The following is a 26,206-nucleotide window of genomic DNA, read 5'->3' on the forward strand; positions in this document are numbered from 1 at the left end:
GGACGCCCTAAACGGGATCAGCGCGCGGGTCCGGTGCTTCGTTCGCCAGATGGAGATCCAACATGACTTTCGTCGGGACAATCGTCGCTGCCGGCTTGGTCGCCGCGTCGACGTCGGCCTTTGCGGCCGATATCACCGGCGCGGGCGCCACCTTCCCGTTCCCGCTCTATTCGAAGTGGGCCGACGCCTACAAGAAGGAGACCGGCAACGGCCTGAACTACCAGTCGATCGGCTCCGGTGCCGGCATCAAGCAGATCGTGGCCAAGACGGTGACGTTCGGCGCGAGCGACATGCCGCTCGAGCCGGAGCAGCTTGAAAAGTATGGCATGATCCAGTGGCCGCAGGCCATGGGCGCCTTGGTGCCCGTCGTCAATCTTGAAGGCATCGAGCCGGGTGAACTGGTGTTCTCGGGCGAGCTGCTCGGCGACATCTATCTCGGCAAGGTCAGGAAGTGGGACGATCCCGCGATCACCAAGCTCAATCCGAAACTGAAACTGCCGAGCGAGGCCATCACCGTGGTACGCCGCTCCGACGGATCGGGCACGACCTTCATCTGGACCGACTATCTCTCCAAGACGAATGCCGAATGGAAGGCCAAAGCCGGCTCCGGCACTGCCGTGGAATGGCCGACCGGCGTCGGCGCCAAGGGCAACGAAGGTGTTGCCGGCAACGTCAGCCAGACCAAGAACTCGATCGGCTACGTCGAGTACGCCTACGCCAAGCAGAACAAGCTGACGCATGGCGCGGTCATCAACAAGGCCGGCAAGACGGTGCGACCGACCATTGCGGCGTTCCAGGCTGCAGCATCGAATGCTGACTGGGCCGGTGCCAAGAACTACTACGTGATCCTGACCGACCAGCCGGGTGAGGCGTCGTGGCCGATCACGGGTGCGACCTTCATCCTGATGCACAGGGAACCCGCGAACAAGGCGGCTTCAGCCGAAGCCATCAAGTTCTTCAAATGGGCGTTCGAGAAGGGCGCCAAGATGGCTGAGGAACTCGACTACATCCCGATGCCGGATTCGGTCGTCAGGCTGATCGAGAAGACCTGGTCGGCCGGCATCAAGAGCTGAGCAACCCACGCTCATTTCCCAATGTGCAATGGCACATTGGGAGGGCGTAAAACGAGCCAGGTGGCCTGCGCGATCTCGCGAGGACACGGGGAACCGGGCTCGGTTTTATCTCTGATGAAACATATTCTTAACCGTTATCGCGGCCGGCTTTTGATTGAAGCGTGCCTAAAAACGGGGCGACTTTTACCGCCTGTTTTCCCCCATACCAAGATCCCGACAGCGCATTAAACCTCAGCGATTTCAATCGCTTGGTACTGTCATCCAACTGTCATCTAACCTTCGTAAAAGCTCTATCGACCGCTCCTAAACGGGGCGGCGTGAGCGCGATCGGGCGCATTCCGGCGCTTCGCTCACCAGATGGAGACCACCATGAAATTTTTCAAAACACTCGGTGCTACCGGCCCGATCGCTACATCGCTGGTAGCCCTGGCTTGCGCGTCGAGCCTGTCCACGTCAGCGTCCGCCCAGACCAAGACCATCACCATTGACGGTTCGAGCACCGTGTTCCCGGTTTCCGAAGCAGTCGCCGAGGAGTTCCAGAAACAGAAGAAGAACGAGGTGCGCGTGACCGTCGGTATTTCCGGTACCGGTGGTGGGTTCAAGAAATTCTGCCGTGGCGAAACCGATATTTCCAACGGATCGCGGCCGATCCTGCGCCAGGAAATGGACGAGTGCGCCAAGAATGGCGTCAAGTTCATTGAAATGCCGATCGCCTTTGATGCGCTCACTGTGGCGGTCAGCCCAAAGAACAAGACCCTCGAATGCGTCAAGGTTGCCGAGCTGAAGAAGATGTGGGAACCCGCCGCCCAGGGCAAGGTCATGAACTTCAGCGACGTCAATCCGGCATGGCCGAACAAGAAGATGACGCTGTTCGGCGCGGGCGCCGATTCCGGCACCTTCGACTATTTCACCGAAGCCGTGAACGGCAAGGCCAAGGCTACCCGCGCCGACTTCACCGCCAGCGAAGACGATAACGTTCTGGTAACGGGCATCGAGCGTGACGAGAATGCGCTCGGCTACATCCCGTTCGCCTATTACGAGCCGCACAAGGACAAGCTGAAGGCGCTGGGTATTGATGAAGGCAAGGGCAAGGGCTGCGTGAAGCCGTCGCTCGAAGCGGTTACCGCCGGCACCTACAATCCGCTCGCGCGTCCGCTCTTCATCTATGTCAGCACTAAGGCCGCCGATAAGCCCGAGGTGAAGGACTATGTCGAGTTCCTGATGACCAAGGGCCCGGCGCTGGTGAAGGAAGTGAAGTATCTGCCGCTTCCGCCCGCCGCCTATGCGACGGCTCACAAGCATTTCAAGGAAGGTCGGGTAGGCACCGTGTTCGGGGGTGTTCCCGAAGTTGGTGTCTCGATCGATGACCTGATGAAGCGTGACGCGAAGACCTGATCGAACGCAGTGAGCACTAAGCCGGAGAAGCAATGGCTTCTCCGGCGCCGTCTGATACGAGCTGGTGGGGGATATTATGGCGTCAGCGTTAACTGTCGGGGAGCGCCGCAGGCAACGATTGCGCGAGCGGGCGATTGAATTCGTTCTTCTTGCCGCTGCCGCGTCCTCAGTCTTTGTGACGCTCTCTATCGTCGGCGTCCTCATCTTTGAATCGATAGGCTTCTTCAGGTCTGTACCGATCACGGAGTTCCTGTTCGGGACGGTATGGACGCCGCTGTTCGCAAATCCTCGATACGGTATTCTTCCTCTTCTTGGCGGCACGCTTTTGAGCACCGTGGTTGCGCTGCTATTCGTTGCGCCAATCGGGCTCATAACGGCCATCTATCTGAGTGAATTCGCGTCACCCAGAACCCGTGAAATCATCAAGCCGATCCTGGAGCTGCTGAGCGGCGTGCCGACGGTGGTGTATGGCTTTTTTGCCCTCTTGTTCATGACGCCGTTTCTGCAGACCTTTGTGCCGGACTTGCCGGGCTTCAACATCTTGAGTGCGGGCATTGTCATCGGCATCATGATCATCCCGTACGTCGCTTCGCTGTCGGAAGACGCCATGCGCGCTGTTCCGAACAACCTTCGCGACGGTTCGCTGGCGATGGGAGCGACGAGGCTGGAGACCGCCGTCAAGGTCGTGCTTCCTGCTGCGACCTCGGGCGTGGCGGCCGCCTTTATTCTCGGGATCTCGCGTGCCGTCGGCGAAACGATGATCGTCGCGATCGCTGCCGGGCAGCAACCAAATCTCACGATCGATCCGCGCGAGCCCGCCGCGACAATCACAGCGTATATCGTTCAAGTCGCCCTTGGTGACCTGCCGCACGGCAGCCTCGCCTATCAGACGATTTTTGCGACCGGGCTGGCGCTCCTGCTGCTCACCCTCGTCTTCAACATCGCCGGCTTCTGGCTCCGCCACAAATTCCGTGAGGTCTACTGATGTCCATTGCATCGACCATGACCGACGAAACGGTGCCGAGCCAGGCAGTCGACAACGAGTTTATCGATCGCCTCAAGCGTCGCCGGAGGAACGAAATAATATTCATTTGTTTCGGACTCGCGGCGACATCCATCGGATTGATTGCTCTGGCGGCGCTGATGGTCGACCTGGCGGTTTCCGGCTATCCGCGGCTGACGGCTGAATTCTTCACCAATTTTCCGTCCCGGCGCGCCGGCCAGGCAGGAATCCTGTCAGCTTGGGTCGGATCGCTTCTGGTGATTTCGGTTACTGCCTTTATCGGCGTTCCTCTCGGTGTGGCCGCAGGCATCTATCTCGAAGAGTATGCACCCAAAAACATCTGGACAAACATCATCGAAATCAACGTCAGCAATCTTGCGGGCGTTCCGTCCATTGTTTTCGGCCTTCTGGCACTTGGACTCTTCGTCTATGGCTTCGGCACGGGACGCAGCATATTTACGGCGGGCCTCACACTGGCTTTGCTGATCCTGCCCATCATCATCGTTGCCACCCGTGAATCGATCCGGGCCGTGCCATGGAGCTTGCGCGAGGCGGCGTACGGGATTGGTGCAACGAAGTGGCAAGTCACCCAGGATCACGTCTTGCCGGCGGCAATTCCGGGCGTCCTGACCGGCGTCATCATCGGTATTTCGCGCGCGCTCGGCGAGACCGCGCCGCTGGTCACTATCGGCGCTCTTTCATTCATCGCGTTCTTGCCGCCGGCCCCGATCAACGGTGAGTTTCCCTTCGTATCATTTGCCTGGTTGTTCGAAGGCTTCACCGTCCTGCCGATTCAGGCGTTCAATTGGGTGTCGCGTCCGGGCGCTGATTTCCATTCAAACGCGGCCGCCGCGGGCCTCGTTTTGATGGCGATCACGCTTATTTTGAATGGGGTCGCCATCTACTTCCGCTACCGGCTCCGAAAGAAACTGCAATGGTAAAACTCGATTGGCGCGCGCGTCCGGCAAATCCAGAGTTACGGAGTTTTCAATGAATACCCATAGCGCTTCAGCCATGTCGTCGGTGACGATTCCCGTATCCGGCGAAATGCCGGTGGGTCGGTCGAAAATCACCGCAAAGAACGTCAACGTTCATTATGGAGAGAAGCAGGCGCTCTTCGACGTTACGGTGAACATTCCGGAGAAATCCGTCACTTCGTTCATTGGCCCGTCGGGCTGCGGCAAATCGACGTTCTTGCGCTGCCTCAATCGAATGAACGATACTATCCTGACATGCCGCGTTACCGGCGACATCGAGATCGACAATACGAACATTTACGAGCGCGGGCTCGACGTGGTCCAGCTTCGTGCTCGCGTGGGCATGGTGTTCCAGAAACCCAACCCGTTTCCTAAATCAATCTACGATAATATTGCTTATGGACCTCGCATTCACGGGCTGGCGCGCAGTAAGAGCGACCTCGATCACATCGTTGAAACCAGTCTGAAGAGGGCGGGGCTTTTTGAGGAAGTGAAGGATCGGCTCCATGAAGCTGGCACCGGACTGTCGGGCGGCCAACAGCAGCGGTTGTGCATCGCTCGGGCCATTGCTGTCGGTCCGGAAGTCATTCTCATGGATGAGCCTTGCTCCGCGCTTGATCCGATCGCGACCGCTCGCATCGAGGAACTGATCGACGACCTGAAGGAAAACTTCACGATCATCATCGTCACTCACTCGATGCAGCAGGCCGCGCGCGTCTCGCAACGCACGGCGTTCTTTCATCTCGGCGTTCTGGTGGAAGAGGGTGTAACGCAGACGATCTTTACCAATCCGCGCGACAAGCGCACCCAGGACTACATCACGGGCCGGTTCGGCTAAGGAGAACAAGGATGGCGTCTGAACACACGGCCAAGGCATTCGACAGCGACCTCCAGGAATTGACTCGTCTGGTCGCCGAGATGGGCGGCCTGGCCGAGCGCATGATCACCGAATCCGTCGACGCGCTGGTCCGCCGCGACGTCGCGCTCGGCAAACGCGTCGTCGCCAACGACCTCGAGGTCGATCGTCTACAGCATCTGATCGAGGAGCGCGCGGTGCTGACCATCGCCCGCCGCCAGCCAATGGCGATCGATCTGCGCGAGATCGTCGGCGCGATGCGGGTTGCCACCGATCTGGAGCGGATCGGCGACCTCGCCAAGAACATGGGCAAGCGGGTCGCGGCGCTGGAGAACGATTTCCAGCCGCTGAAACTGATGCGCGGCCTCGAGCACATGACCGATCTGGTGCAGTCGCAGGTCAAGTCGGTGCTGGACGCCTATGCCGCGCACGATCTGCCGGCGGCGATGGCGGTGTGGAAGGGCGACGAGGAAGTCGACGCCATCTGCACCTCGCTGTTCCGCGAGCTCCTCACCTACATGATGGAGGATCCGCGCAACATCTCGTTCTGTATTCATTTGATGTTCTGCGCCAAGAATATCGAGCGGATCGGCGACCACGCCACCAACATCGCCGAAACCGTGTTCTACATGATCGAGGGACAGCAGATGCTCGACAAGCGCCCGAAGGGCGACATGACGACGTTTGCCACCACGGTGCCGAATACCTGACAAAGCGTTTTCAGGCGAAGTGGAGACCGGTTCGCGTGAAGATAACGCGTCAAACAGAAGAGGCTGATGCAAGATGAGCGCGCGCATAATGGTGGTCGAGGACGAGGAAGCGCTGACCACGTTGTTGCGCTACAACCTCGACGCCGAAGGTTATGATGTCGAAACCGTCGCCCGCGGCGACGATGCGGATACGCGGCTGAAGGAGCGCGTGCCCGATCTCGTCGTGCTCGACTGGATGCTGCCGGGGCTCTCCGGCATCGAGCTGTGCCGCCGCTTGAGGGCGCGCCCTGAAACCAAGCAATTGCCGATCATCATGCTGACCGCGCGCGGCGAGGAGAGCGAGCGGGTGCGCGGGCTTGCGACCGGCGCCGACGATTACATCGTCAAGCCGTTCTCGGTGCCGGAACTTTTGGCGCGGGTGAAGGGCCTGCTGCGCCGTGCGAGCCCCGAGCGGCTCGCCACCGTGCTGACCTATGGCGACATCGAACTCGACCGCGAAAAGCGCCGCGTCGCGCGCTCGGGCCGCCAGATCGATCTCGGTCCGACCGAGTATCGCCTGCTGGAATTTTTCCTCGAGCATCCCGGCCGCGTCTTCAGCCGCGAGCAGTTGCTCGACAGTGTCTGGGGCCGCGACATCTATATCGACGAGCGCACCGTCGACGTCCACATCGGCCGCCTGCGCAAACTGCTCAACCCCGGCCGCGAGCAGGATCCGATCCGCACCGTCCGCGGCGCCGGTTACGCGCTGGATGATCGGTTTGCGAAAGTGGAGCCGTAAGGTTTCGCTGTTATCTCGGCGCATTCGGCTGTCGTCCCCGCGAACGCGGGGACCCATAACCACCGATGCTGATTGTTGAGAAACGCTGGAGCTCCAGCGAAGCATAACCACGCACACCCGTGGTTATGGGTCCCTGCGTTCGCATGCGTTCGCAGGGACGACATCTGTGAGCGCGCCCCTTACCTCGTTTGCTTCGGCTGCTGCCTCCGCCGATCGGCGGCGGGCTGGTAGGCGATGCGCGAGTGGTGGGCGCAATAGGGCAGGCCGGTGAGCGCCTTGCCGCCGCAGAAGAAGAATTCCGGGCTCGAGGGATCGCCGACCGGCCAGTGGCAGGTGGCCTCGTTCAGTTCGAGCAGCGACAGCCGCTGGCTCATCGGCACGACGTTGTCGAAGGCGATCGGATCCGGCTCCATCTCGACTTCGAAGGCGTGTGCCAGCGCGGTGTTGCCGCGCGAGACCGGGCGCGACACCCGCATCATCGGCTGGGCGGGGCGTGCCTTGCGCTGCCGCGGGGCGGCCGAGGAGGGGCTCTTGGCACGGCCGGAAAGGCCCAGCCGGTGCACTTTGCCGATCACGGCGTTTCGCGTCACATTTCCGAGTTCCGCGGCGATCTGGCTCGCCGACAATCCGGCTTCCCAGAGCTTCTTAAGCTGTTCGACGCGATCGTCGGACCAGGTCAAAACGGTCATCGTAATCTTCCCTTCGCATCGCGCCGGCCAATCGGGGGCAGCGCCGGCGAGTCAATCGTCTCAAAAATCCCTGCGGTCAGAATCCCTTAGCCCTCGCCGGACGCGCTAACCGCGCCGAACGTTTACGCCTGCACAAAAAGGACTCTAAGGGATCAGAACTGCCGCACGAGATGTCGTACCCGACAGCCCAAACGCTACAATATGGCGTGACTCGGGCGCAAGAGTCCGGGCCCGAACGTCCACATGTTCTGACAATCTAGGCATTTCACTGCGTGTTTTCCACCACACCGCAATCTTACGGATTTCAGCATCTTGCACTGCAGGAAAGGCCGTTCCGTGCGTGTTGACAGCGCTCCCCACCCACATAGAATGCCTCTCACGTGCCGCCCTTAAGAGGCGGCACGTTTCGTTTTCGCAAGACCGGCTGTTGCCGCGTTCGCGCCAATGCACGCCCGCGGCAGGTCTCAAAGGCAGGTCTCAAACCTCAGTGATTGCCATGACCAATAGCGCCACGTCGCATCTGCTCCCCGTCTTCGCCAGGGTCGATCTCGGCTTCGAACGCGGCGAGGGCTGCTGGCTGACGGCCACCAATGGCGAGCGCTATTTGGACTTCACCTCGGGCGTCGCGGTGAATGCGCTCGGTCACTGCCATCCGCACCTGATCGCGGCGCTGCAGGAACAGTCGACGAAACTCTGGCACATGTCGAACCTGTTCAAGTCGCCGGATGGCGAGAAGCTCGCCGCGCGGCTCTGCGAGCAGAGCTTTGCCGACCTCGTGTTCTTCTGCAATTCCGGTGCGGAGGCGATGGAAGGCGTGATCAAGGTCGTGCGCCGCTATCAATTCTCCAAGGGCCATCCTGAACGCTATCGCCTCGTCACCTTCGAGGGCGCCTTCCACGGCCGCACCCTGGGCACGCTCGCAGCAACCGGCTCCGCCAAATATCTCGAAGGCTTTGGGCCGCCGATGGACGGTTTCGACCAGGTGCCGCATGGCGATCTCGAAGCGGTCAAGAAAGCGATCGGCCCGCAGACCGCGGGCATCCTGATCGAGCCGGTGCAGGGCGAGGGCGGCGTGCGCTCCGCGCCGCAGTCTTTCTTCAAGGCGCTGCGCCAGCTCTGCGACGAGAAGGGCCTGCTGCTCGCGTTCGACGAGGTGCAGACCGGCATGGGCCGCACCGGCGATCTGTTCGCCTATAAGCGCGTCGGCGTGACACCGGATGTGATGTCGCTGGCCAAAGCGTTGGGCGGCGGTTTCCCGATCGGCGCGGTGCTGGCGACGTCGGAAGCAGCAAGCGGCATGACGCCGGGCTCGCACGGCTCGACCTTCGGCGGCAATCCGCTGGCGATCGCAGCGGCGAATGCGGTGCTCGATGTGATGCTGAAGCCCGGCTTCTTCGATCACGTGCAGAAGATGTCGCTGCTGTTGAAACAGAAACTGGCCTCCGTCGTCGACCGCTATCCCGCCGTGCTGTCGGAAGTGCGCGGCGAGGGGCTTCTGGTCGGCGTCAAGGCCGTGGTGCCGTCGGGCGATCTCGTCAACGCGTTGCGCGACGAGAAATTGCTCACGGTGGGCGCCGGCGACAATGTGGTGCGGTTCCTGGCGCCGCTGATCGTCACCGAGGCCGAGATCGAGGAATCCGTGCAAAGGCTGGAGCGCGCCTGTGTCGCGCTGTCCGCTGGCCAGTTGAAGAAGGCGGCGGGATGATGAGCAAGTCCGTCCGTCACTTCCTCGACATCAACGAACTGCCGTTGGATGAATTGCGCAGCATGTTGGCGTTAAGCGCCACCATGAAGGCGAAGCTGAAAGCGCATGAGAAGGGCAAGAAGCCGCTCGAAGGCAAGACGCTGGCGATGATCTTCGAACGTCCCTCGACCCGCACGCGGGTGTCGTTCGACGTCGGCATGCGCCAGCTCGGCGGCGAATCCATCATGCTGACCGGTGCCGAGATGCAACTCGGCCGCGGCGAGACCATCGCCGACACCGCGCGCGTGTTGTCGCGCTATGTCGATGCGATCATGATCCGTATCCTCAATCACGACGCGCTCTTGGAATTGGCCGCGCACGCCACCGTGCCCGTGATCAACGGTCTGACGCGGCGCTCGCATCCCTGCCAGGTGATGGCCGACCTGATGACCTTCGAGGAGCATCGCGGGCCGATCGAGGGCAGGACCGTGGCCTGGACCGGCGACGACAACAACGTGCTGGCCTCCTGGGCGCATGCAGCCGAGCGTTTCAAGTTCAAGCTCAATGTCGCAACCCCGCCGCAGCTTGCGCCGAACAAGGCGATGAAGGACTGGATCAAGGCGACGCAGGCGCCGATCGTGCTCGGCACCGATCCCGAAGCTGCCGTGCGCGGCGCCGATTGCGTCGTTACCGATACCTGGGTGTCGATGGGCGACAAGGACGGCGAACACCGCCACAATGTTCTGAAGCCTTATCAGGTCAATGCGAAGCTGATGTCGCTGGCCAAGCCTGACGCGATCTTCATGCACTGCCTGCCCGCCCATCGCGGCGAGGAAGTCACCGATGAAGTAATCGACGGCGCGCAATCGGTCGTGTTCGACGAAGCCGAAAACCGCCTGCACGCGCAAAAGGGCATTCTGGCCTGGTGTTTTGACGCGGCAGGGTAGCTATCTCCGCTTGCGTTCCCCGGACGCTGCGCAGCGCGCAAGCGATGCGCTGCAGAGCCGGGGCCCATGTCGCATACATGAATAGGTCCCGGTTCTGCGGAGCAGCGTTGCACGCTGCGCCGCGCCCGGGACACGAGCCCCCTTTCGCTTTGCTCCTTCCGACCCCAGATAGAGCGCCATGGTTTCAGATTCCCCCGACATCAAAATCACCACCGAGGCGCCGATCCGCGCGCCCTCGTCCGTTCCCGTCGATGATGCGGTGCTGCCGTTCGAGGTCGCCTCGCTCGATCTGCGCGGGCGGCTGACCCGGCTCGGCCCCGCGCTCGACGACATCCTGACCAAGCACGATTATCCGGCGCCGGTCGGCAAACTGCTTGGAGAGGCGATCGTGCTGGCGACGCTGCTTGGCTCGGCGCTGAAGTTCGACGGCCGTTTCATTTTGCAGACGCAGACCGACGGTCCGGTGTCGTTTCTGATCGTGGATTTCCAGTCGCCGGACCGGCTGCGCGCCTATGCGCGCTACGACGCGCGGCGGCTGAAGGACGGCCAGAGTTCGGGCGCCCTGCTCGGCAAGGGCCATCTCGCCATGACCATCGACCAGGGCGCGGACATGAGCCGCTATCAGGGCCTGGTGGCGCTCGACGGTGGCAGCCTGGAAGACGCGGCGCATGAGTATTTCCTGCGCTCCGAGCAGATCCCGACCCGCGTGCGGCTTGCGGTCGGCGAGGAGTGGCGCGGCGGCGACGGCGGCAAGCATCGCTGGCGCGCCGGCGGCATGCTGCTGCAATTCCTGCCGAAGTCGCCCGAGCGGGCGCGGCAGGCCGATCTGCATCCGGGCGACGCGCCGGAAGGCGCGGTCACGCATCAGGTGGCGGAAGACGACGCATGGGTGGAAGGTCAGTCGCTGATCGGCACCGTGGAGGATGTCGAACTGATCGATCCCGATCTGTCGGGCGAGCGGCTGCTGTATCGCCTGTTTCACGAGCGCGGCGTGCGCGTGTTCACGTCGCTGCCCTTGCGCGCGCAATGCTCCTGCTCGCGCGAGGCGGTCTCGGCGATGCTGAAGAGCTTTGCGCCCAAGGACCGCGCCGAGATGGTCAAGGACGACAAGGTGGTGGTGACCTGCGAGTTCTGCTCCTCGGTCTACCAGTTCACCCCACATGAAGCGGGCGTGGAGTAAGGGAGAGGTCCCTCTCGACGCAGCGCAATTCTTGCGTGTAAGTTCCCCTGCCGTCGTCAGGCGGCATGATGGGCAGGGGAAGCAAGAAATGCGAATTGTACTGACGTGTCTCGGACTATTGCTGTCGGTTGTTTCCGCGCAGGCGGACAAGGTGGTGGCCTCCGGCAAGCCTTTGATGCTCTATGAAGCCTATTCGACCAACCCGGATTGCAGCTCCGCCGGCAACGTGGTGTTGCGGGTCGCGCAATCGCCCGAACACGGCCGGGTGAGCATCCGTCAGATTGGTGTCTTCCCGCGGTTTCCGGAAGCCAATCCCCGCAGCGCCTGCAATCGCCGCCGGGTGCCCGGCGTGCAGGCGACTTATGTCTCGCAGCGCGGATATCTCGGGCCTGATTACGTCGTGCTGGAGGCGCTGTTTCCGGCCGGGCGCGGCGTTCGCATCAGGTTTCCGATCCGGGTGATGTAGCTGATCGATAATCCGTAGGGTAGGCAAAGGCGCGATAGCGCCGTGCCCACCATCTATCATCGAGCACGTTTCCCGATGGTGGTGGGCACGCTTCGCTTTTGCCCACCCTACGGGACACGAACTGATTTGCCGCGCACGCAAGCGCAATTTCGTGCAGCGGCTGCGACACGATGGCACGACGGGCAAATCACTTCTGATTTTCCGAAATCATGTCAAGCCCGGGAATCAAAAATATTCCGCTTAACGCGAGGCGCAAATCAGCGGCATAACTCCGCCCGTCTCACCCATTGAGGGGCGCTCGCGATCGTCACGACCGTGCGGTGAGATGCGATGGACGCGGAAGGCGCACAAGACGTAGGCGCCCGACGCGTACGGCGAAGTCGTGTGGTTCGGGCGCCGCGGTGCTGGCGTTAAGTTGGCGGGAAGTGTCCCGCCGATGACGGAGGCAAGAAAGCCGTTCTCCGGGGAGAGCACGAAGTAAGCCGTAAGGCCATTGCGCAGGGAAGGCCGGGATGCTCCCGCTGTACCTGTATGCTCGTGTGCATTTTCTTTAGCGCAAATCGCACACGAGACCTCGGGTGCAGCCAGCACCCGGTCTTCCCTGCGCCCTCCAATATCGAGGAGGGCAAAAGATATGCAAACCTCGGGCGAGATGCGTCGCGAGAATGCTGCCTCATATTCAGTTGTCATCGTCCGCGAAGGCGGACGATCCAGTATCCCAGAGACGCTGGTGATTGAATTGATAAGCTGCAGCGTACTGGATGCCCCGCCTACGCGGGGCATGACAGTCGGTGATGACGAGCGCGAGCGTTCGTCAATTCAACACCCGCTTATTATCCGGGCTGTCCAGCGAGAACGTCGGCACGTCGATCTCGAAACGCTCGCCGCTTTCGCTGACCATTTGATAGCGCCCTGTCATGAAGCCCGATGCGGTCGGCAGCGGCACGCCGCTGGTATATTCGAAGCGCTCGCCCGGCGCCAAAACAGGCTGCTCGCCGACCACGCCCTCGCCGCGGACTTCCTGCTTGCGGCCGGTGGCGTCGGTGATGATCCAGTGCCGGGTACGAAGCTGCACGGTCTCGGCGCCGGTATTGGTGATGACGATGGTGTAGGACCAGAAATACTGGCCCTTGTCGACCGACGAGCGCTCGGGGAGGAAGTTCGGCTCGACGGTGACTTCGATCTGGCGGGTGACGGCGCGGTACATGTGGGCAAGCTTCCGGAAATCCTGTGTCGCATCATAGCCGGGAATGCCGGGGGAACCAATCTCCGCCGCGCCGGGTTGCCGCTTGCTTCATCGCGGTTTCAACATAGTTCCGTTCTAGAGCGCAGCCGCGCTGCCCGGCCCCGGACCTTCCGCTTGCGTATTCCTTGCGTATCTGGTGTGCAAGTTGCGGGCGGATATTGCCATTTCCGGACAGTGCACGCGCAAAAGCTCAACTGCCCAAACGGTGCCAGATGTCGTCCATTGCCGATCCAGTCGCCGGAACGCCTCGCGGCGATGCCAAGGCCAGCGATACCAAGGCCGCCGCTGCATCTTCCGCGCCGGCGATTGCGTTCCCGGTGGCCGGCGAGCGCGAATTGCGGCTCGACCTGTTTCGCGGCATGGCGCTGTGGCTGATCTTCATCGACCATCTGCCGACCAACATCCTGACCTGGTTCACGATCCGCAACTACGGATTTTCCGACGCTACCGAGATCTTCATCTTCATCTCCGGATACACCGCCGCCTTCGTCTACGGTCGCGCGATGCTCGAGGCCGGCTTCGTGGTGGCGACCGCGCGCATCATGCGGCGCGTGTGGCAGATCTACGTCGCGCATGTGTTCCTGTTCACGATCTTCCTGGCGGAAATCTCCTACGTCGCCACCCGTTTCGAGAACCCGCTCTATAGCGAGGAAATGGGCATCATGGATTTCCTCAAGCAGCCGGATGTCACGATCGTCCAGGCGCTGCTGCTGAGATTTCGGCCCGTCAACATGGACGTGCTGCCGCTCTATATCGTGCTGATGCTGTTTCTGCCGATTATCCTGTGGCTGATGAAGTGGCGGCCGGACGTGTCGCTGGGGCTATCGGTGCTGCTGTACGCGCTGACGTGGCACTTCGACTGGTATCTGACGGCCTATCCGAGCGGCTTCTGGATTTTCAATCCGTTCGCCTGGCAATTGCTGTTCGTGTTCGGCGCGTGGTGTGCGCTGGGCGGTGCGCAGCGGATGTCCCGCATCCTGTCGTCGCCGGTGACGATGTGGATCTGCATCACCTACCTGGTGGCCGCATTCTTCGTCACGCTGACCTGGCATTTGCCGCAACTCGGCCACTTCATGCCCAAGCGGATCGAACAGTGGATGTACCCGATCACCAAGACCGATCTGGACGTGCTGCGGTTTGCCCATTTCCTGGCGCTGGCCGCGCTCACCGTGCGCTTCCTGCCCAAGGATTGGTCGGGCCTCAAGTCGCGCTGGCTGCGACCATTGATCCTGTGTGGCCAGCATTCGCTCGAGATATTCTGTCTCGGCGTCTTCCTGGCCTTTGCAGGACACTTCGTGCTGGCCGAAATCGGTGGGGGTGCCCTCACGCACGCCCTGGTCAGTCTTGCCGGTATCCTCATCATGTGGGGCATGGCGTCGGTGATTTCGTGGTACAAGCATTCGGCCGACAAAGGAGCCTCGAAAACGAAAAGCACGGCAATCAACGCCGATATGGCGGGAGGAAGCGCATGACGCCCGGCTCGGGAGCTGTGCTGATCCTGACGCTGCTTGCGGGTCTTGCAGCGGCCGGATTGGCTCGTGCCCAGGATGCCGCCCCCCAGGCTTGCGAAGTTCCCTCCTACCTCCTCTCCACCGAGAGCACGCTTCCGAAGGTGGCCGAGGCCGTCAAGAACGCCCGGCCGCTGACCGTCCTGGTGGTGGGGAGCCGCTCATCGACCATCCTGTCCTCCGAAAACAGCGCCTATCCGGCCAGGCTGCAGGCGGCGCTGAAGGAGAAGCTGCCCTCCACCCCAATCAACCTCTCCGTAGAACTACAGACCGGCAAAACCGCCGAGGAGGTGGATGCCGGCCTCGTTAAGCTGGTGGAAGCAAAAAGGCCTACTTTGGTCATCTGGCAGACGGGAACCGTCGATGCTATGCGATCCGTCGATCCCGACGATTTTCGCGGCGCCGTCGACGAGGGCGTTGCTGCGATGCAAAATGCGGGAGCCGACGTGGTTTTGGTCAATCTGCAATACAGCCCGCGCACGGAAACGATGATTTCGGCGCCGCCATACCTAGATAATATGCGCGTGGTGGCGCAGCAGCATAATGTTCCGCTGTTCGATCGGTTCGCCATCATGCGCCACTGGAACGACGCCGGAGATTTCGATCTGTTCAGTACTTTTCATGGCACCGACATGGCCAAGAGAGTTCATGCCTGCCTCGGCCGCGCGCTGTCGAAATTCGTGCTCGATGCGGCCCGCCTCGATCAGGCGCAGCAGAATTAGGGGCTAGCGTTAATGAGTTCTCACTGCCCTTTTCGTTTGTCGAAATTGCTGACTGTCTTCGCCGCGGGCCTCGCGCTGTTGATGGCTGCCTCGGTGGTGTCGCTGCATGCCCAGACGGCTTCACAACAAGCCGGCCAACAGGCGGCGCTGTCCGACGGCGCCAAAGCCGAAAACAACCCGGAAAAGAAACCCGCGGCTGAAAGCGCCCCGCCGCAGGCTGCGCCGGCGGCCACCGGCAATCCGGCCGCGCAGAAGGGCGTCACCGGCAAAGCGATCGACAAGGTGAAGGAAGTCGCGAAATCGGCCGGCGACATCTTCAGCCGCGTTCCCTGCCTGCCGCCGAAGGGCGCTTCCAAATCGATGGGATCGCTGCCGCGTGTCGCGAACAAGCTCGTCGCGGGTCAGCCAGTGGTGATCATAGCTTTCGGATCGTCATCGACCCAGGGGTACGGCTCCAGTTCACCGGAATTCACCTATCCGAACCGGCTGGCGGCGCAGCTACGCCGCAAATATCCGACAGCCGACATCTCCGTGGTCAATGCCGGCAAGGGCGGCGAGGACGCGCCGGAAATGATGAAGCGGCTGCAGACCTCCGTGATCGACTTGCGTCCGGATCTGGTGATCTGGCAGGTCGGCACCAATGCGGTGCTGCGCAACCTCGATCCCGCCGAGACCGCCAAGCTCATCGACGAGGGCATCGCACGCATTCAGGCTGCGGGCTCCGACGTCGTGCTGATCGATCCGCAATATTCGCCGCGGGTCAACGAGCACGCCGAAAGCGCCGGCAAGATGATGAAGCTCTTGAACAAGACGGCCGAGCTTCGCAAGGTCGGCGTCTTCCCGCGCTTCGCGGTGATGAAGGACTGGCACGAGCGGCAGGCGATTCCGATCGAGAATTTCGTGATCGCCGACGGCCTGCACATGAGCGACTGGGGCTATGCCTGCTTCGCCCAACTGCTCGGCGACGACATCATCAAATCGGTCGGCCAGATCAAGCTCGGCGTCGCCGTGCCGTCGGACGTGCGAGCCTATCGGCCGATGTGACCTCTTACCCTCCCCTGGAGGGGGAGGGTCGACGCGCGTGAAACGCGCGACGGGGTGGGGTGACGGTCCCTCCACTCGAACAGTACCCGAGTGGAGAGATCACCCCACCCCGTCTCGCATTTCGCTGCGCTCAACGCGAGCCGACCCTCCCCCTCCAGGGGAGGGTAAGCACCTTACGCCTTCTCCAGCGCCTGGGCAAAATCCTCGATCAGATCATCCGCATGCTCGAGCCCGGCTGAGAAGCGGATAAAGCCTTCGCTGATGCCGAGCTCGGCGCGCGCCTCTGGCGTCAGCCGTTGATGCGTCGTCGTCGCGGGATGGGTGACGAGGCTCTTGCTATCGCCGAGATTGTTGGAGATGCGCGAGATCTGCAACGCATTGAGGACGCGGAAGGCGGCGGCTTTGCCGCCCTTGACCTCGAAGCCGATCAGCGTCGAGCCGCCGCGCATCTGCTTCTTCACCAGCTCCGCTTGCGGATGATCGGCGCGGCCAGGATAGATCAGTCGCGCAATCTTCGGATGGCTTGCCAACGCCTCGGCGATTTTCGCCGCGTTGTCGGTCTGCGCGCGTACCCGCACGCCCAGCGTCTCCAGTCCCTTGAGCAGGACCCACGCGTTGAAGGGAGAGAGCGATGGCCCGGTCTGGCGCATGAAGTTGTGAATGTGCTCTGCGATGAAGGCTTCGGACGAGAGAATAATGCCGCCGAGGCAGCGCCCTTGACCGTCGATATGTTTGGTCGCGGAGTAGACCACGACATCGGCGCCGAGCGAAAGCGGGCTCTGCCAGATCGGCGTGGCAAAGACGTTATCGACGACCAGCCGCGCGCCGCCCTTGTGCGCGATGCCGGCGATCGCCGGAATATCGAGCACGTCGAGCGTCGGGTTGGTCGGGCTCTCCAGGAAGAAGGTCTTGGTGTTGGGCCGCAATGCGCGCTGCCATTGGTCGAGATCGAGGCCGTCGACCAGCGTCGTTTCGATCCCGTAGCGCGGCAGGAGGTCCTGCACGACGTAAAGGCACGAGCCGAACAGGGCTTTCGAGGCCACCACATGGTCGCCGGCTCTGAGCGGCGCGAGGATCGCGGTCGTCACCGCGGCCATGCCGGTGGCGGTGGAGCGTGCAGCTTCCGCGCCTTCGAGCTCGATCATTCGGCGCTCGAACATTGAAATCGTGGGATTGGAATAGCGGGAATAGATAAAGCCGGGATCCTCGCCCTTGAAGCGCGCCTCGCATTGCTCCGCGCTGTCGTAGACATAGCCTTGGGTGAGAAACAGCGCTTCCGACGTCTCGCCGAATTGCGAGCGCAGCGTGCCGCCATGGACGAGGCGGGTTTCGGGACGAAAACGCTTGGTAGAACCAACTTCAGACATGTGACCTCCGCCGTGACCAGTAAGAAAATGGTCACAAAAAAACCGGCCTGGAAAAATCTCCACAGGCCGGGATCACACGTGTCCCCGGCCTGTTTAGCTACTTATTTAACGTGGCTGCAAGCCGGCCGGCTCAAATCACCACGGGATAAGTCATGCTGATATTCGCTTGCGCCCTTTCAGTCAAGGCGGCCATCGGATAACCCCTAAAAGCCCATATTTACGAGGTTTGGATGACATTTGGGCATCCAGGGCCACCTCAGAGGACCGCGCCGTGTCGTTCACGCTTCCGCCCGACGGTAACGGAATTCTACCCGACCGCATGATCGCGGCGATGGCGGATGCGGGCCTCATCCTGCCGGCCTATCCGTTTGTCGAGAGCCAGATCCAGCCCGCAAGCCTCGATTTGCGCCTTGGTGATGTTGCCTACCGGGTGCGCGCGAGCTTCCTGCCTGGTCCGGGCGCGACCGTCGCCGAGCGCATCGACGAATTGAAGCTGCATGAAATAAATCTCTCCGACGGCGCGGTACTGGAGACCAATTGCGTCTATATCGTGCCGCTCCTGGAAAGCCTCGCGCTGCCGCCGGAGATCGTGGCCGCCGCCAATCCGAAGAGTTCGACCGGCCGGCTCGACGTCTTCACCCGCGTGATTGCCGACGGCACCCGCCGCTTCGATATGATCGGCGCGGGCTATCACGGCCCGCTCTATGCCGAGATCAGCCCAAAGACGTTTCCGGTGCTGCTGCGCGAGGGCTCGCGGCTATCACAAGTGCGTTTCCGCACCGGCGACGCCATCCTCAATGCCGACGAACTCGACGCGCTGCATGGCGCCGAGCGCCTGGTCGATATCGATGACGCCGATCTCGCCAATGGCGTGGCGCTGTCGGTCGATCTCTCCGGCGAGAACACCAGCGGCTTCGTCGGCTACCGCGCCAAGCGCCATACTGGTGTGGTCGATATCGACCGCCGCGGCGGCTATGCGGTCGATGAATTCTGGGAACCGATCCCGGCTCGATCAGACGGCAGCCTCATCCTCGATCCCGGCGAGTTCTACATCCTGGCCTCGAAGGAGGCCGTGCAGGTGCCGCCGGATTACGCCGCCGAAATGGTGCCATTCGATCCCCTGGTCGGCGAATTCCGCGTGCATTACGCCGGATTCTTCGATCCCGGCTTCGGCTATGCCGGCGCTGGCGGGCAGGGTGCGCGCGCCGTGCTCGAAGTGCGCTCGCGCGAGGTGCCGTTCATCCTCGAGCACGGCCAGATCGTCGGGCGCCTGGTCTACGAGAAAATGCTGTCGCGGCCCGATGCGATGTACGGCCAGCGCATCGGCTCGAACTATCAGGCGCAGGGGTTGAAGCTCTCCAAGCACTTCCGGGTCTGACCGCCTGCGCCAGACCGCGCCTCAGTCGCGCACGTCAGAGATAAACTCGCCGATCTGCGCAATCGCGCGATGGGCCTCAGGCAACACCGGCACGAACAATTGCCAAGTGTGCGGCATCCGCCGCCAGACCTCGAGCTTGCTGCACAGATTGTGTGACCGAAGATTCTCCGCCATTCGGACAGCGTCGTCCCTGAGAATTTCGTCGCTGCCGACCTGAATAAGCACCGGCGGCAATCCGGCGGGATCGCCGTAGAGCGGCGAAGCATAGGGCGTACGCGGATCGGCTCCACCGAGATAGAGCTTCGCCAGATCGGGAAGATCCTCGACGTTCAGCATCGGATCGGCCGCTGCATTCGTCCTCAGGGAGGCGCCGGTCAGGGCCAGGTCGGTCCAGGGCGACAAGGCGACGGCCGCAGCCGGAAGCGGCTTGCCATCGTCACGGAGGTTCAACAGCAGGCCCAGCGCCAGGCCGCCTCCGGCCGAATCTCCCGCTACGAACAACTGGCGGCTGTCGGGCGTGTGATCGACAAGCCAATGATAGCCCTCGACCGCATCCTCAAGCGCCGCCGGAAAGACATGCTCGGGAGCAAGGCGGTATTCAAGCGCCCAGACGCGCGCTTGCAAGGCGTCGGCAATCCGCCAGAGGAAGTGCCGGTAATAGACCGGCGCGCCGGAAACATAGGCGCCGCCGTGGAGATAGAGCACGTTGCGTTCGGGCCGGGATGCCGGCGTGGTAACCCGGTGAAACCGCACCCGACCGGCCTCGATCTCGACTGTTGCGCTCCGGGCGGGCGGATGCGGCACAAACCGCTCCATCGCACGCATATTCCGCCGCCATTGCTCGACATCGAGACTTCCGCCGCGCCGCTTGAGCAACATGCGAATACCGATGCGCAAAAGTTCGGCTCGCAGGCTCATGGCGGCCCTTGCGCTCAGGCCCTGAACGGCACGGCTGTGGGCATGCGCGGCCGGTCGGTAGGCTCCTGCACGATAAGACCGTCCTCGATCTCGACGATGCGATCGGCGTAGGGGACGACGCGCGGATCGTGGGTGACGACCAGCACCGCCCGCTCACGCTCATGGGCGGTCTCGGCGAGAATACGCATGATGCTCTGGCCGCTTTTTCCGTCCAGTGCCCCGGTCGGCTCGTCGGCAAGAACGACGGAAGGGTTTGCGACGAGAGCCCGCGCGATGGCGACCCTCTGCTGCTCGCCGCCGCTGAGCCCGCCCGGCAAACTGTCCACCTTTTGCTCGAGCCCGACCATCGCTAGGGCCTCCCGCGATTTCTGCGCGGCGCGCCTGCCGTGCTCGCCGCGGATATCCAGCGCCAACTGCACGTTCTGGGTCGCGGTCAGCGTCGGGAACAAATGATAGGACTGGAATACGAAACCAATATGCTCGCGCCGAATCCTGGCGAGCGCTTCCTTGTCGGCGTCGGCTATAGGCGTCCCGCATATGGTGACGCTGCCCGAACTCGGCGTCAGCATGCATCCGAGGACCAACAGCAGCGTAGTCTTGCCGCTCCCCGAAGGGCCCATCAGCAACGTCAACTCGCCCCGCCGCAGCGAGAGATCGATGCCACGCAACGCGTGCACCTCGCCGGCGCCGCGACCCAGCGTCTTCTCGACCGACTTGGCTTCGACGACATAGTCATTCATCGCATGAACACCGTAGCTGGATCGATACGAACGACCCGGATGATTGCCCCAATGCCGGATGCTACGCACATCACCACCGTCAGCGCGAACAACGCCGCCATCAGCCATGGCGTGATGACAATCGGCAACGCGCTCTTGGCGGTCATCTGGACGACGATCGAACCGATCCCGGCGGCGATCGCAAATCCGATCACGGCGTTGATGAGTGCCTGATAGATGATCACGGTGTAGATATAGGCGTTCGAGGAACCCATCGCGCGCAGGGTGGCGAATTCGTTCAGATGATCCTTGGTGCTGGAGTAAAGCGTCTGCGCGACGATCACGGTGCCGACGATCACCCCGAGCAATGCTCCGGCAAACAGCGCGGCTCCGGCCCCCGTGCCAAACAGCCAGAACGACCGGCTGCGGCTGCGGAAATCGTCCGACGTGAGAACTTCGGCATCGCCGACCTGCTCGCGAATAGCGCTGAGCGCCTTCTCCCGATCGGCATGGTCTTTCAGCCGAACCAGAACGCTGCTGGCGCGATCGCGCGGGGTTCCGGTGTAGGTGCGCGCGTTTTTCAAGTCCACAAACACGTACGGCGTCGTGGCGAACGAGCGGATGCCGTCGGTGACCGCGACCACGCGCACCTTTCGGCCACGGACTTCTGCCGTCGAGCCGACGCCGCTGACACCGAGCCGGTCAAAATAGGAGCGGTCGACCGCAACATTCGCTCCTTGCGTCAATGCCGGCACGTTGCCCTCCGCCACGTTGAACGGTTGCAGGCTGCCGTCGCGCAGGTCGGCGCTCACAATGAAGACCGGCGTCACTTCGCCGCTCTCCAGGCGCCAGTCCGAGAAGCCGATCACGAGCGGGACGGCCCAACTAACGCCTTCCATGGTTGCGACGCGGTCGCGCAGTTTGACGTCGAGCAGCGAAGGATCCTCGAAGCATTTGGCGCCCTTGGGCAGGATCCACAAATCGGCCGAGGCATGGTCGATCATCGTCGTGACCATTCGGCCGAACCCGAGGAACAGGCCCATCTGGATCATGACGAGGACGACCGAGAAGACGATTCCGACCATGGTCGCGACGAAGCGAAGCCGATCGTGGAACAGGTTGCGGGACGCAAGTGTCAGTACCAGCGACATGTCGGCATCCGTTATCGCGGTTGATTGGCGATGGCTCTCTCGTCTCGTGGCTCGGAAGGACGCGAAACCAGCGCTCTTCCGCCGATCTTCATTCCGGCGCTTGCAGCCAGACTTATGGTGAGCGCCGCGGCAAAAACGATCGTCGCCTTGCCGATCGCGTTGAGATCGACATCAAGCAACGCGTATTGCAGCCACACGACCACGACGTAATGCAGCAGATAGATGCTGTAGGCATTGCCGGAGAGGTTATCGAGCAGGCGGTCGCGCGATTGCAGTAGCCGAAGGCAGATCGCGAGCAGACACAGGGCGGCGGCCGCGGAAGCAACTGGAAACGCCAGCGCCGAGGCCAGGCGAAAGAGCGGCGCGCTCGCCTGCCACTCCGGCAAGGTCAGCGACGTGAGCCCGCCCCATACGGACATGCTGGCGATGGCGGCCGCAAGCCAGGCCAACCAATGACGTGCAAGCGGTCCATCGGGACGCAGCAAGCTGTGCTCGGGGCCGTAGCTGCCAATCGCAAATCCGGCGAAGAAATAGACCGCGTAGTGCAGTGGCCGGCTGAGCTGAAATGAAAATGGGCCGAGAAAAGTCCACTCCCACGGCGTGAAGACCATCGCCAGCGGCACATAGGCCAGCGCAGAGAGCGCCGCCAGCCCAATGAAGAACATTAGCGGGCGATCGGCAACGCGGGCGACGAGCGCGCTCAATGCCCGAAGCCAATGCGGCGCGAACGCGTGGAGGGCGGCCGCAACGGCGCCCAGCAGAAAGATCTGCCACAAAAACCATTGCGGCCCGGCAGGCCACATCGGAAGCGCGCGCCAGTGTTGCCAAAAGGTGCCGAAGGAGGGATCGGCCGCGGTCAGCCGATAGGACGCGAAGTAGGCGAGAGGGCTGAGAACGCCGACGGCAAAAACGAACGGCAGGCCGATCCGCCACGAGCGCTCCAAGGTGTAGGTGCGAGGCCCCTTGCGGCCAAGGCTGGACGGCGTGAACAGACCGGCCAGCAAAAACATCAGCGACATCAGGCTGACATCCTGCCACGCGCAAAACAGGTCGAAGCCGAACCAGCGCTGGCTATCGAGGATTGGGAATGCAATCCAGCGATAGGGCGGTGCGTCGAACGGAAAGGGATCGGCCGGTTGCGATGCGAGGTACGGCAGCACGGAGTGAAACGCGACCACGATGACGATGGTAATCGCGCGCAAGTTGCTGAGGGGCACGTTGACCTGTGGTAACACGGCCATTCGTCCACGCCGCCATCCCACTGATTTGGGAACCGGCAGGGGTTCAACGTGGAGCCGGCGCGCTCGTTCCCGCTAACGTGCGGAACTCCGCCCCTTTCGGGAGTGCGGTCCCGCAGCCGGGTCGGCCTTGGGAGACCATGTTGCTGTTACCGCGATGCCGACCTTGCCGCCGGCGTCACGCGCCAGATCGTGTTGCCGACATCGTCAGCCACCAGCAGCGCGCCCTGCTTGTCGAGCCGCAGCCCGACCGGGCGGCCCTGCGCCTGGCCCTTGTCGTTGAGGAAACCGGTGAGCACGTCCTGCGGCGGTCCGGATGGCCTGCCATCCTTGAAGGGGACAAAGATCACCTTGTAGCCGGAGGGGGGCTTGCGATTCCACGAGCCGTGCTGGCCGATGAAGGCGCCATTGGCCATTTCGGGCGGGAACAGATTGCCAGTGTTGAAGGTGAGCCCGAGCGAGGCGGTATGCGCGCCGAGCGCATAATCCGGGGCCATCGCCTTCTGCACGAGATCGGGCCGCCGCGGCTCGAAGCGGGTGTCGACATGGTCGCCAAAATAGCTGTATGGCCAACCGTAGAACGCGCCGTCCTTCACCGACGTCATGTAATCGGGCACCAGGTCGTTACCGATCTCGTCGCGCTCGTTGACCACGACCCAGAGTTCGCCGGTCACTGGATTCCAGGCCGGGCCATTCGGATTGCGCAGGCCCGAAGCGAACACGCGCCATTGACCGCTTGCGCGATCGACTTCCAGTATCGCCGCGCGATCCTTTTCGGCATCCATGCCGTTTTCACCGACATTGCTGTTGGAGCCGACCGTTGCATAGAGCTTGGTGCCGTCAGGGCTGGCGGTGAGATCCTTGGTCCAGTGATGGTTGAGGGTGCCGGCCGGCAGGTCGGCAAGCTTGGCGCCGGGCCCGCCGATCTTGGTGTCGCCTTCGCGGTAGGGGAATTTCATGATCGCGTCGGTATTGGCGACATAGAGCTCGTCGCCGACCAGCACCATGCCGAAGGGCGAATTCAGCCCGCTGATGAAGGTGCTTCTCAGCTCGGCAACGCCGTCGCCGTCGGCATCGCGGAGTAGCGTGATGCGGTTGGCGCTGGGAACGCCGGCGCCCGCCCAGTTCTGCGCCTGCTTGTAGATGAAGCCCTTGATGCTTATGCCGCCGCCCTGCTTCGGCGGCGCGTTGCTCTCGGCGACCAGCACGTCGCCATTCGGCAGCGTGTAGACGGTACGCGGATGTTCAAGGTCGAGGGCAAAGGCGCTGACCGTCATGCCGTTTGCGGCGGTCGGCGTGGCGCCGTTCGGCCAGCGCTTGACGGTTGCGATGTCCACCGTCGGGATCCAGGAATGTTCCGGTGGCGGCAGGTTGGGCGAAGGACCATAGCTCTGCGCCACGGTCGCGGTCTCCTTGGGGTCGCTGCAGGCGGCCAGTGGCAGCGCCAGCGCGCCGATGCAGATGGCCAGGAGGAGGGGCTTGCGCATGGCAGGGTTCTCCGGGATGTCGCCCGTACAATGCGGTGCCGGCCCGAACGTTCGTGTTCCGGCATGAATTCCCTGTGAAACGGCCGGCCGAAGGCCCGCCACGCAATCCCGCAGGCCCCCATTGCGCCCCGTGCACGTGGATTCAGCCTCCGCCATGCTAGGAAGCAGCGCGCCGCGGCTCCTCAAGTCCGCGCGCGGGGAGCAGAAATGTCCGATCTCGGCGTTGCCGAAATTGCCGTAGACGATGACGAGCATCCGCTTCCGCCACGGGCGGCGCCGGCGAAAAACACGCTGCTCGACGGCCCGATCCTGCGCACGCTGTTGTGGCTGGCCTGGCCGAACGTGATCGCGCTCACCGCGGGCACCTGCGTCGTCATCGCCGAGACCTCCTATATCGGACGGCTCGGCGTGGAGTCGCTCGCCGCGATGGCGCTGGTGTTTCCTACCGTGATCCTGACCATGACGATGTCGGGTGGCGCCATGGGTGGTGGCGTGGCATCCGCGATCGCGCGTGCGCTCGGCGCCGGTGACCTCGACCGCGCCTCCACCCTTGCCGCGCACGCGCTGCTGATCGGCCTCTGTTTCGGGTTGGCCTTCATGCTGGGCATGCTGATCTTCGGCCCCAAACTGCTCGAACTGCTCGGCGGCCGCGGCAACGTGCTGACCCAGGCGATCGCTTACACGCAGATTTTCTTCGGCGGCGCCGTGGTGCCGTGGCTGATGAACACGATGTCGGGCATTCTGCGCGGCACCGGCAACATGAAACTGCCGTCGCTGCTGATGCTGTCGTCGGCGATTTGCCAGATCATTCTCGGCGGCACGCTGGGCTTGGGACTGGGCCCGATCCCGCAATTCGGCATGAGCGGCGTCGCGGCCGGTTCGCTGATCGCTTACCTGATCAGCATCGCCGTGATGTCCTGGTATCTGTTTTCCGGCCGCGCGCGCGTCGTTCCCAAGGTCAGGGGCCTTCGTATTCAGTGGTCGATGTTCATCGACATCCTGAAGGTCGGGGCCATCGCCTGCTTCTCGCCGCTTCAGTCGGTGCTGACGATCAGTATCTTCACCCACATGCTGGCGAGTTTTGGCACCGAAGTCCTCGCCGGCTACGGCATCGGCGCGCGGCTCGAGTTCATGCTGACCTCGATCTCATTTGCGGTCGGCATCGCCTCGGTTCCGATGGTCGGCATGGCCGTCGGCGCGCAGCGCATCGCGCGGGCCCGCAAGATTGCCTGGACGGCGGGGCTCGTCGCATTCGCTTCCGTCGGCACATTCGCGACCTTCATCGCAATCTTCCCCGACATCTGGGTCAACCTCTTCACATCAGATGCGGCCGTGCGTGCCGCGAGCCGTCAATATCTTTCGACGGCGGCGCCGATGTACGCCTTCCTTGGGTTAGCCACGGCGATGTATTTTTCGTCGCAGGGCGCGGCCAAGGTGATTGGCCCCGTCATGGCGCAGACCGCGCGGCTGTTGTTCATCGGCGCCGGTGGCTGGTGGCTGTTGACGCACGACGCCACCGCGCAGAACTTCTTCATGCTGGCGGCAGCCTCCATGGTGCTGCTCGGCGTGCTCTCATGCGCCAGCGTGGTGCTGACGCGCTGGGGGCCGAAGCAGCGGGTGCCCGCGGTTAGTCCGGCGCTGTCGTAACGATCGTCATTGCGAGCGAAGCG

The 26,206-nt window shown here is 62.6% G+C and carries 24 protein-coding genes, 1 pseudogene and 1 riboswitch; of the genes and pseudogenes, 17 read left to right on the forward strand and 8 right to left on the reverse strand.

Annotation, left to right across the window (positions count from 1 at the left end):
- The first annotated feature begins 62 nt into the window (after nt 1–62).
- The 8 genes and pseudogenes from pstS (at nt 63) to phoB (ending at nt 6,792) form a co-directional block, all read left to right on the forward strand.
- Nucleotides 63–1,073, forward strand: a complete 1,011-nt coding sequence (pstS, locus tag V1292_RS10595; protein ID WP_334372346.1) for a phosphate ABC transporter substrate-binding protein PstS — start codon at nt 63–65, stop codon at nt 1,071–1,073.
- A gap of 75 nt (nt 1,074–1,148) precedes the next feature.
- Nucleotides 1,149–1,288 (forward strand): annotated as a pseudogene (locus V1292_RS33840) (two-component sensor histidine kinase); the annotation flags it as partial.
- 154 nt (nt 1,289–1,442) lie between these two features.
- A complete protein-coding gene (locus tag V1292_RS10600; protein ID WP_334372348.1) occupies nt 1,443–2,468 on the forward strand; it encodes a PstS family phosphate ABC transporter substrate-binding protein in 1,026 nt (341 codons plus the stop codon).
- A 76-nt stretch (nt 2,469–2,544) separates the two neighbouring features.
- Nucleotides 2,545–3,453, forward strand: coding sequence for a phosphate ABC transporter permease subunit PstC (gene pstC / locus V1292_RS10605; RefSeq protein ID WP_334372349.1), 909 nt, complete (start codon nt 2,545–2,547; stop codon nt 3,451–3,453).
- Nucleotides 3,453–4,412 (forward strand): phosphate ABC transporter permease PstA, encoded by a 960-nt coding sequence (gene pstA / locus V1292_RS10610; protein ID WP_334372351.1) that lies wholly within the window; start codon nt 3,453–3,455, stop codon nt 4,410–4,412. Before pstC ends, pstA begins: the two co-directional genes overlap by 1 nt.
- A 106-nt stretch (nt 4,413–4,518) precedes the next feature.
- Complete coding sequence (pstB, locus tag V1292_RS10615) at nt 4,519–5,286, forward strand: phosphate ABC transporter ATP-binding protein PstB (protein WP_334376996.1); 768 nt, start codon at nt 4,519–4,521, stop codon at nt 5,284–5,286.
- 11 nt (nt 5,287–5,297) lie between these two features.
- Nucleotides 5,298–6,014 carry a phosphate signaling complex protein PhoU gene (phoU, locus tag V1292_RS10620; RefSeq protein WP_334372352.1) on the forward strand — a complete coding sequence of 239 codons (717 nt, stop codon included), beginning with the start codon at nt 5,298–5,300 and terminating at the stop codon, nt 6,012–6,014.
- Between the two features lie 73 nt (nt 6,015–6,087).
- Entirely contained in the window at nt 6,088–6,792 is a 705-nt protein-coding gene (phoB, locus tag V1292_RS10625; RefSeq protein ID WP_057853529.1) for a phosphate regulon transcriptional regulator PhoB, read from the forward strand.
- A gap of 179 nt (nt 6,793–6,971) precedes the next feature.
- Here the strand turns inward: phoB and V1292_RS10630 are convergent, their stop codons facing one another.
- Nucleotides 6,972–7,481, reverse strand: coding sequence for a GcrA family cell cycle regulator (locus V1292_RS10630; protein ID WP_028351833.1), 510 nt, complete (start codon nt 7,479–7,481; stop codon nt 6,972–6,974).
- A 496-nt stretch (nt 7,482–7,977) separates the two neighbouring features.
- Between V1292_RS10630 and V1292_RS10635 the strand changes: the two genes are divergently transcribed.
- The 4 genes from V1292_RS10635 (at nt 7,978) to V1292_RS10650 (ending at nt 11,758) form a co-directional block, all read left to right on the forward strand.
- Entirely contained in the window at nt 7,978–9,186 is a 1,209-nt protein-coding gene (locus tag V1292_RS10635) for an aspartate aminotransferase family protein (protein WP_334372354.1), read from the forward strand.
- Nucleotides 9,186–10,112, forward strand: a complete 927-nt coding sequence (gene argF, locus V1292_RS10640) for an ornithine carbamoyltransferase (protein ID WP_334372356.1) — start codon at nt 9,186–9,188, stop codon at nt 10,110–10,112. Before V1292_RS10635 ends, argF begins: the two co-directional genes overlap by 1 nt.
- A 178-nt stretch (nt 10,113–10,290) precedes the next feature.
- Nucleotides 10,291–11,292 (forward strand): Hsp33 family molecular chaperone, encoded by a 1,002-nt coding sequence (locus tag V1292_RS10645; RefSeq protein ID WP_334372358.1) that lies wholly within the window; start codon nt 10,291–10,293, stop codon nt 11,290–11,292.
- An 88-nt stretch (nt 11,293–11,380) separates the two neighbouring features.
- Nucleotides 11,381–11,758 (forward strand): hypothetical protein, encoded by a 378-nt coding sequence (locus tag V1292_RS10650; protein ID WP_334372360.1) that lies wholly within the window; start codon nt 11,381–11,383, stop codon nt 11,756–11,758.
- Between the two features lie 814 nt (nt 11,759–12,572).
- Here the strand turns inward: V1292_RS10650 and apaG are convergent.
- Nucleotides 12,573–12,965, reverse strand: coding sequence for a Co2+/Mg2+ efflux protein ApaG (gene apaG / locus V1292_RS10655; RefSeq protein WP_028351829.1), 393 nt, complete (start codon nt 12,963–12,965; stop codon nt 12,573–12,575).
- A 251-nt stretch (nt 12,966–13,216) separates the two neighbouring features.
- Here apaG and V1292_RS10660 point away from each other — a divergent pair, with 251 nt between their 5' ends.
- The 3 genes from V1292_RS10660 to V1292_RS10670 are packed head-to-tail and all read left to right on the forward strand — an operon-like array spanning nt 13,217 to nt 16,278.
- On the forward strand, nt 13,217–14,476 hold the full coding sequence (locus V1292_RS10660) for an OpgC domain-containing protein (protein WP_334372362.1): 1,260 nt from the start codon (nt 13,217–13,219) through the stop codon (nt 14,474–14,476).
- Complete coding sequence (locus tag V1292_RS10665; RefSeq protein ID WP_334372364.1) at nt 14,473–15,234, forward strand: SGNH/GDSL hydrolase family protein; 762 nt, start codon at nt 14,473–14,475, stop codon at nt 15,232–15,234. The genes V1292_RS10660 and V1292_RS10665 overlap by 4 nt, the downstream gene beginning before the upstream one ends.
- 12 nt (nt 15,235–15,246) lie before the next feature.
- Complete coding sequence (locus V1292_RS10670; protein ID WP_334372366.1) at nt 15,247–16,278, forward strand: SGNH/GDSL hydrolase family protein; 1,032 nt, start codon at nt 15,247–15,249, stop codon at nt 16,276–16,278.
- Between the two features lie 173 nt (nt 16,279–16,451).
- Here the strand turns inward: V1292_RS10670 and V1292_RS10675 are convergent, their stop codons facing one another.
- Nucleotides 16,452–17,645, reverse strand: coding sequence for an O-succinylhomoserine sulfhydrylase (locus V1292_RS10675; RefSeq protein WP_334372367.1), 1,194 nt, complete (start codon nt 17,643–17,645; stop codon nt 16,452–16,454).
- 72 nt (nt 17,646–17,717) lie between these two features.
- Nucleotides 17,718–17,797: riboswitch (SAM riboswitch) on the reverse strand.
- 119 nt (nt 17,798–17,916) lie between these two features.
- Between V1292_RS10675 and V1292_RS10680 the strand changes: the two genes are divergently transcribed.
- Nucleotides 17,917–19,023 (forward strand): 2'-deoxycytidine 5'-triphosphate deaminase, encoded by a 1,107-nt coding sequence (locus tag V1292_RS10680; protein WP_334372369.1) that lies wholly within the window; start codon nt 17,917–17,919, stop codon nt 19,021–19,023.
- A 21-nt stretch (nt 19,024–19,044) separates the two neighbouring features.
- Here the strand turns inward: V1292_RS10680 and V1292_RS10685 are convergent, their stop codons facing one another.
- The 5 genes from V1292_RS10685 to V1292_RS10705 form a co-directional block, all read right to left on the reverse strand.
- Nucleotides 19,045–19,941, reverse strand: a complete 897-nt coding sequence (locus V1292_RS10685; protein WP_334372371.1) for an alpha/beta hydrolase — start codon at nt 19,939–19,941, stop codon at nt 19,045–19,047.
- Between the two features lie 14 nt (nt 19,942–19,955).
- Nucleotides 19,956–20,681: an ABC transporter ATP-binding protein gene (locus tag V1292_RS10690; protein ID WP_334372372.1), complete on the reverse strand. Its 726-nt coding sequence runs from the start codon at nt 20,679–20,681 to the stop codon at nt 19,956–19,958.
- Nucleotides 20,678–21,811 (reverse strand): ABC transporter permease, encoded by a 1,134-nt coding sequence (locus V1292_RS10695; protein WP_334372374.1) that lies wholly within the window; start codon nt 21,809–21,811, stop codon nt 20,678–20,680. The genes V1292_RS10690 and V1292_RS10695 overlap by 4 nt, the downstream gene beginning before the upstream one ends.
- 11 nt (nt 21,812–21,822) lie before the next feature.
- Nucleotides 21,823–23,052, reverse strand: a complete 1,230-nt coding sequence (locus V1292_RS10700; protein WP_334372376.1) for an acyltransferase family protein — start codon at nt 23,050–23,052, stop codon at nt 21,823–21,825.
- Nucleotides 23,053–23,198: 146 nt separating this feature from the next.
- Nucleotides 23,199–24,536 (reverse strand): PQQ-dependent sugar dehydrogenase, encoded by a 1,338-nt coding sequence (locus V1292_RS10705; protein WP_334372379.1) that lies wholly within the window; start codon nt 24,534–24,536, stop codon nt 23,199–23,201.
- A gap of 207 nt (nt 24,537–24,743) precedes the next feature.
- On the opposite strand from V1292_RS10705, the gene V1292_RS10710 reads away from it, so the two are divergent.
- The gene (locus tag V1292_RS10710) at nt 24,744–26,183 is read left to right on the forward strand and encodes an MATE family efflux transporter (protein ID WP_334372381.1); all 1,440 of its coding nucleotides are present in this window, start codon (nt 24,744–24,746) and stop codon (nt 26,181–26,183) included.
- Nucleotides 26,184–26,206 lie beyond the last annotated feature (23 nt).

This window comes from Bradyrhizobium sp. AZCC 1719, assembly GCF_036924525.1.
In the GTDB taxonomy this organism is placed as follows: Bacteria; Pseudomonadota; Alphaproteobacteria; order Rhizobiales; family Xanthobacteraceae; genus Bradyrhizobium.

Bases quoted from the DNA above. Each gene is read 5' to 3' on its own strand.
- pstC (WP_334372349.1), top strand. From the start codon at position 2,545: ATGGCGTCAGCGTTAACTGTCGGGGAGCGCCGCAGGCAACGATTGCGC.
- V1292_RS10630 (WP_028351833.1), bottom strand. From the start codon at position 7,481: ATGACCGTTTTGACCTGGTCCGACGATCGCGTCGAACAGCTTAAGAAG.
- V1292_RS10675 (WP_334372367.1), bottom strand. From the start codon at position 17,645: ATGTCTGAAGTTGGTTCTACCAAGCGTTTTCGTCCCGAAACCCGCCTC.
- V1292_RS10705 (WP_334372379.1), bottom strand. From the start codon at position 24,536: ATGCGCAAGCCCCTCCTCCTGGCCATCTGCATCGGCGCGCTGGCGCTG.
- V1292_RS10690 (WP_334372372.1), bottom strand. From the start codon at position 20,681: ATGAATGACTATGTCGTCGAAGCCAAGTCGGTCGAGAAGACGCTGGGT.
- apaG (WP_028351829.1), bottom strand. From the start codon at position 12,965: ATGTACCGCGCCGTCACCCGCCAGATCGAAGTCACCGTCGAGCCGAAC.
- V1292_RS10635 (WP_334372354.1), top strand. From the start codon at position 7,978: ATGACCAATAGCGCCACGTCGCATCTGCTCCCCGTCTTCGCCAGGGTC.
- V1292_RS10670 (WP_334372366.1), top strand. From the start codon at position 15,247: ATGAGTTCTCACTGCCCTTTTCGTTTGTCGAAATTGCTGACTGTCTTC.
- V1292_RS10710 (WP_334372381.1), top strand. From the start codon at position 24,744: ATGTCCGATCTCGGCGTTGCCGAAATTGCCGTAGACGATGACGAGCAT.
- V1292_RS10665 (WP_334372364.1), top strand. From the start codon at position 14,473: ATGACGCCCGGCTCGGGAGCTGTGCTGATCCTGACGCTGCTTGCGGGT.
- argF (WP_334372356.1), top strand. From the start codon at position 9,186: ATGAGCAAGTCCGTCCGTCACTTCCTCGACATCAACGAACTGCCGTTG.
- V1292_RS10600 (WP_334372348.1), top strand. From the start codon at position 1,443: ATGAAATTTTTCAAAACACTCGGTGCTACCGGCCCGATCGCTACATCG.
- phoB (WP_057853529.1), top strand. From the start codon at position 6,088: ATGAGCGCGCGCATAATGGTGGTCGAGGACGAGGAAGCGCTGACCACG.
- pstS (WP_334372346.1), top strand. From the start codon at position 63: ATGACTTTCGTCGGGACAATCGTCGCTGCCGGCTTGGTCGCCGCGTCG.
- V1292_RS10660 (WP_334372362.1), top strand. From the start codon at position 13,217: ATGTCGTCCATTGCCGATCCAGTCGCCGGAACGCCTCGCGGCGATGCC.
- pstB (WP_334376996.1), top strand. From the start codon at position 4,519: ATGCCGGTGGGTCGGTCGAAAATCACCGCAAAGAACGTCAACGTTCAT.
- V1292_RS10645 (WP_334372358.1), top strand. From the start codon at position 10,291: ATGGTTTCAGATTCCCCCGACATCAAAATCACCACCGAGGCGCCGATC.
- V1292_RS10685 (WP_334372371.1), bottom strand. From the start codon at position 19,941: ATGAGCCTGCGAGCCGAACTTTTGCGCATCGGTATTCGCATGTTGCTC.
- V1292_RS10700 (WP_334372376.1), bottom strand. From the start codon at position 23,052: ATGGCCGTGTTACCACAGGTCAACGTGCCCCTCAGCAACTTGCGCGCG.
- V1292_RS10650 (WP_334372360.1), top strand. From the start codon at position 11,381: ATGCGAATTGTACTGACGTGTCTCGGACTATTGCTGTCGGTTGTTTCC.
- pstA (WP_334372351.1), top strand. From the start codon at position 3,453: ATGTCCATTGCATCGACCATGACCGACGAAACGGTGCCGAGCCAGGCA.
- V1292_RS10695 (WP_334372374.1), bottom strand. From the start codon at position 21,811: ATGTCGCTGGTACTGACACTTGCGTCCCGCAACCTGTTCCACGATCGG.
- phoU (WP_334372352.1), top strand. From the start codon at position 5,298: ATGGCGTCTGAACACACGGCCAAGGCATTCGACAGCGACCTCCAGGAA.